The organism is Lysobacter enzymogenes (assembly GCF_017168095.1).
GTDB classification, from domain to species: domain Bacteria; phylum Pseudomonadota; class Gammaproteobacteria; order Xanthomonadales; family Xanthomonadaceae; genus Lysobacter; species Lysobacter enzymogenes_D.
This window is the reverse complement of the sequence record NZ_LXSD01000618.1, coordinates 1-5,086: the sequence shown is the minus strand read 5'-3', so window position 1 is coordinate 5,086 and position 5,086 is coordinate 1. Positions and strand designations below refer to the sequence as shown.

4 protein-coding genes are annotated in these 5,086 nt (G+C 70.2%); 2 read left to right on the top strand and 2 right to left on the bottom strand.

The features are described 5' to 3' along the window. Window positions 1-2,754 (top strand): TonB-dependent receptor plug domain-containing protein (locus A7A76_RS23930; protein WP_206413664.1); only part of this gene is annotated, 2,754 nt, incomplete at its 5' end. Between the two features lie 217 nt (window positions 2,755-2,971). On the opposite strand, the gene A7A76_RS23925 is transcribed toward A7A76_RS23930, so the two are convergent. Further along, window positions 2,972-3,739, bottom strand: a complete 768-nt coding sequence (locus A7A76_RS23925; RefSeq protein ID WP_206413663.1) for a trans-aconitate 2-methyltransferase — start codon at window positions 3,737-3,739, stop codon at window positions 2,972-2,974. Between the two features lie 245 nt (window positions 3,740-3,984). Between A7A76_RS23925 and A7A76_RS23920 the strand changes: the two genes are divergently transcribed. Next, window positions 3,985-4,389, top strand: a complete 405-nt coding sequence (locus A7A76_RS23920) for a hypothetical protein (protein WP_206413662.1) — start codon at window positions 3,985-3,987, stop codon at window positions 4,387-4,389. A 36-nt stretch (window positions 4,390-4,425) separates the two neighbouring features. Here A7A76_RS23920 and A7A76_RS23915 read toward each other — a convergent pair. Next, a partial coding sequence (locus tag A7A76_RS23915) for an SDR family oxidoreductase (protein ID WP_206413661.1) occupies window positions 4,426-5,086 on the bottom strand: 661 nt, incomplete at its 5' end.

The following is a 5,086-nucleotide window of genomic DNA, read 5'->3' as shown; positions in this document are numbered from 1 at the left end:
GCGGCCGCCGCGGCGCGCGCGCAGGCGGCCACCGGCGGCGCCTCGCCGGAGCCGGCGGCGGCGACGGACCTGGAGACCATCCAGGTCACCGGCTCGCGCATCCCGCGCGCGCAGATCGAGGGCCCGGCGCCGGTGACGGTGATGACCGCCCAGGAGATCAAGGCCAACGGCTTCACCACCGTGCCCGACGTGCTGCGCGCGATGACCCAGAACGGCGGCGAGACCCAGAGCCAGCAGTCGGCCAGCGGCGCGGATTTCTCGCCCGGCGCGCAGCAGGTCGACCTGCGCGGCCTCGGCCCCAACCACACCCTGGTGCTGGTCAACGGCCGCCGCATCGCCGACTTCCCGATGCCGTTCAAGGGCCGCAGCAACTTCACCGACATCTCCAACATTCCGCTGGGCATGGTCGAGCGGATCGAAATCCTGACCGGCAGCGCCTCGGCCATCTACGGCTCCGACGCGATCTCCGGCGTGGTCAACTTCATCCTCAAGAAGAAAGCCGACGGCACCACGGTCGACGTGCGCATGGGCGACGCCACCCGCGGCGGCGCCGAGTCGTTCGACCTGAGCGTGTCCAGCGGCTTCAGCGACGACCGCTTCACCGCGATCTACGGCGCCGAGATCGTGGTCCAGAACCCGCTGTGGGCCTTTGATCGCGCGCGCCAGGATTCGACGTTGGACGCCCCCACTGCCGGCAGCCGCGCGCCGCGCCGCACCTTCCTGCGCACCAACTGGTACGACGAATACCTCGACCCGGAAGGCGCCTGCGACGGCCTGGCCGCGCTCAACGGCGGCAACACCTACCGCGCCAGGCGCGCCGGCTACGGCGTCGACGGCGAGGACGGCTACTACTGCGGCAGCGACCGCTCGATCGGCTACGGCACCATCATCAGCAAGCGCCGCGGGCTCAACGCCTACGGCTCGCTGAGCTACCGCTTCGACAACGACACCGAATGGTTCGCCGACCTGCAGCTGGGCTACCACGAGCTGTCGATGTTCCGCGACGTGACCCAGTGGGTGTACCAGCGCCCCGACGGCGACGAGAGCGGCTACTTCTTCAACCAGGCCACCGACCAGCTCGAATACTGGCAGCGCCAGTTCACGCCCGAGGAAATGGGCGGGCTCGACAACGGCGACATCCGCACCCGGCAGAAGACCTTCAGCGTCACCACCGGCTTCAAGGGCCGCTGGGGCGCGAACTGGGATTGGGAAACCGCGCTGAGCCATTCGCAGTACCAGTCCACGATCAGCTGGCCGCAGATCGTCGCGGCCAAGGCCAATGCGTTGTTCCTCGGCCCGCAGCTGGGCACCGACGACGACGGCTATCCGATCTTCGACGCCGACCCCTCGCGCCTGTACCGGCCGCTGACCCGCGCCGAATACGACTCGATCGCCGCGCGCACCGTCTACCAGCCCAAGTCGCGCACCGACACGCTGTCGCTGACCTTCACCAACACCGAGCTGTTCCAGATGCCGGCCGGCGCGGCCGGTTTCGCCGGCACCGTGGAAGCCGGCAGCCAGAGCTACAACCTGCGCCCGGACCCGCTGGCCACGCAGTACTACTACTACAGCTGGCGCGACTCCGACGGCCGCGGCAGCCGCGACCGCTGGGCCGCGGCCGGCGAACTGCGCCTGCCCTTGTTCGAACGCCTGAACCTCAGCGTCGCCGGCCGCTACGACCAATACCGTTACGGCGGCGGCAGCATCGACAAGTTCACCTACAGCGCCGGCCTGGAATGGCGGCCGCTGGACACGCTGCTGCTGCGCGGCTCCTACGGCACCGCGTTCCGCGCGCCGGACTTGCACTACGTGTTCGCCGGCGAAGGCAACAGCGAATCGGCGGCGATCGACTACTACCGCTGCCGCAGCGAAGAGCCGGGCGTGGACTACGCCGACTGCAGCTATTCCGACGAGAGCCTGATCGTCACCCGCCGCGGCAACCGCAAGCTCGATCCGGAAACCAGCACCTCGTGGACCGCGGGCGTGGTGTGGTCGCCGCTGGCCAACCTTGATTTCTCGCTGGACTACTACGACATCGACCTGCGCCACCAGGTGCAGGACCTGCGCGCCGACAGCGTGCTGCAGGACGAAGCCGACTGCCGCCTGGGCCAGCGCCCCGACGGCACGCCGGTGAGCGCGGGCTCGCCGACCTGCGTGGACGCGCTGGCGCGGGTGGTGCGCAGCGCCGACGGCCGCCTGTACGGCACCTACGTCAATCCGATCAACATCGCCCGCGAGCGCACCAACGGCGTCGACTTCACCGCGCGCTGGCGCTGGGAGACCGCGGTCGGCACCTTCCGCTTCAGCGGCAACTACAGCTGGGTGCGCGAGCACGAGAGCCAGCAGTACGCCGGCGACCGGGTCGAGGACCAGTTCGCGGTCAACAGCGGCTTCGATATCCCGCGCAGCAAGGCCAGCGCCAGCGTCAGCTGGGACCGCGACCGCTGGACCGCGACCCTGCACGGCGAGCGCCTGGGCAAGCTGCCCAATTACGACTCCTACAGCGAGAGCTACGACCCCGCCGACGGCGGCAGCCCGTGGATCGGCGCGACCTACCGCTACAACCTGTCGCTGCAGTACCGCTTCACCGACCACAACCAGCTGTCGGTGTCGGTGACCAACCTGTTCGACAAGATGCCGCCGCACGACAGCAGCTACACCGGCTACCCGTATTACGACGTGTCCTGGTTCGACGCGCTGGGCCGGCAGGTGTTCGTGCAGTACACCCACAAGTTCGGCGGCGCGCCGCTGTAAGCGCGCCGGCCGCGGCCGCCCGCAGCGGCCGCGGCGATGGTTTGGCTTCCTGCCACAAGGATCGTGGCGGGAGGTTTTTTATCCAGCTCGCATCGCGATTTCGATTGCTTCCTGTAGGAGCGGCGCGAGCCGCGACCGCGCCAACGCAACCGCGTCGAAACGTTCCCTTGCTACGCCGACACTGCGCTCAACGCGAACCAACGCGCGAGCGCCCTCGTCACTGCGGCGTCCGCGCCACCACGAAGATCCGCCGAAACCCGAACCACGTCGTGCCATCGTCGCGTGGCGGATACGCCCGCTCCAGCATCGCCGCCAGGTCGCTGCGAAAACGCGGCCAATCCGCCGCATCCAGCGCCGCCTTGACCGGCCGCAGCGCGGTCCCGGTGATCCACTCCAGCACCGCGTTCTCGCCGTGCAAGCGCTGGGTGTAGGTCGTCTCCCACGCATCGACCTGACAGCCCAGCCGCGCCAGCCGCTCGGCGTATTGCGTCGGCGCATCCACCGCGGCGTCGTCGCGCAAGCCCACCGATCCGAGCTTGCCCGCCCAGGCCGCGCTCGCGGCGAGTTCGCGCGTCAGCGCATGCGAGGGCGCATCGAAATTGCCCGGCACCTGGATCGCGATCCACGCCCCGCGCGGCAGCTCGCGCACCCAGCGCTCCAACAGTTCGCGATGCTCCGGCACCCATTGCAGCACCGCATTGGAGACCACCACATCGGTGTCGGGCTTGGGCGACCACTGGCGCACATCGATCAACTGCGCATCGATGCCGAGCTTGCGCGCGGCCGCGACCATCTCCGGCGAGTTGTCGCTGGCCTCCAGCGCCGCCTGCGGCCAGCGCTGCGCCAGCGCCGCGGTCAGGTTGCCCGGGCCGCAGCCCAGATCGACCACCCGCCGCGGCGCGGTCGCGCCGATGCGCGCGGTGAGGTCGAAGAACGGCCGCCCGCGCAGGTCGGCGAAGTCGAGGTATTTGGCGGGGTCCCACATGGCGCGGCTCCGGGCTGAGAACGACTGACCGCACTATAGGTCCGGCATCGGCATGGGACTGTGCCCGCCGTGGCCGCATCGCCGGCGATGCGTCGGCGACGCAAGGCGCGGCCGCACAGCGACGCCGCGCACAGTCCGCGCAACCGCGGCCGCTGCGGTCGCCCGCGCGATTGTGGCGCCCGGCGCGGCGTGTTCCATTCCTCCGCAGCCCCGCCATTCCGGCGGGTTTTCAAGGAGGAAACACCATGAAGCTTTCGACTGCCGCCGCGTTGGCCGCAACGATGTGGACGATGCTGTGCGCCCCGGCCTTCGCCGGCGAAAGATCCAATGTGCCGGTGACGTTGGAAACCAACTCGTCGGGCCAGGTGACCCGCGCCTACGGCATGATCGGCAGCGCCCGCAACAGCGCCGACACCAGGCAATTGATCGGCTGCTTCATCAGCGCGTCCGGCGGCTCGCTGCAGGCGGGCTGCGAGGCGCAGAACGCGGCGGGCGCGAACACGCTTTGCTTCAGCGCCAATGCGAACATCGTCGCCGCCGCGCAATCGGTCGGTCCGGATTCGTACATCGATTTCACCCGCGACAGCGGCGGCGCCTGCACCAGCCTGTACGTCGCCAACAGTTCGGTCGCCGCGGTAAAGCAGCCTTGATCGAAGCGCCGTCGCGGTCGCCGCGGCCGCGACGGTTCAATCCAGCAGGAACCCGCTGGTGAGGTTGAGGATCGCGCCGGTCAGCGCCGAGGCGCGCGCGGAGGCCGCGTACACCGCCGCGCCGGCGATGTCGTCCAGGGTCGGCAGGCGCTTGAGCGCAGTGCCCTCGGCCGCGCCTTGCAGCATGTCTTCGATGCTCATGCCGGCGGCGTCGGCCAGCGGCTGGAACACCTCGCGCGCGTGCGAGCCGTGCTGCAGGGTTTGCGGGATCACGTGCGCGCGCAGGCAGACCGCGCGGATGCCGCGCGCGCCGAGTTCGCCGGCCATATGCCGCGACAGCGCTTCCACGCCCGCGCAGGCGACGCAGTGGCCGAGAAAGCCGGGGCCGGTCATGCGTCCGGCCGGCGTGGTCAGCGCGAGCACCGCGCCGCCTTCGCGCATGTGCCTGGCGGCGGCTTGCGCGATCAGGTATTGGCTGCGGATGTAGCGATGCACCGGCAGCTCGAACGCCTCGACGCTCAGCTCGGCCAGCGGCACGCCCTGCACATGCACGTAGCCGACCGCGTTGAACACGATGTCGATGGCGCCGGCGCGCGCGGCCACGGCGTCGGCGTGGGCCGCGACCGCGTCGGCGTCGAGCGCATCGACGCTGTCGGCCTCGGCCGAGCCGCCCGCGGCGACGATCGCCGCCGCCGTC

Bases quoted from the DNA above. Each gene is read 5' to 3' on its own strand.
- A7A76_RS23925 (WP_206413663.1), bottom strand. From the start codon at position 3,739: ATGTGGGACCCCGCCAAATACCTCGACTTCGCCGACCTGCGCGGGCGG.
- A7A76_RS23920 (WP_206413662.1), top strand. From the start codon at position 3,985: ATGAAGCTTTCGACTGCCGCCGCGTTGGCCGCAACGATGTGGACGATG.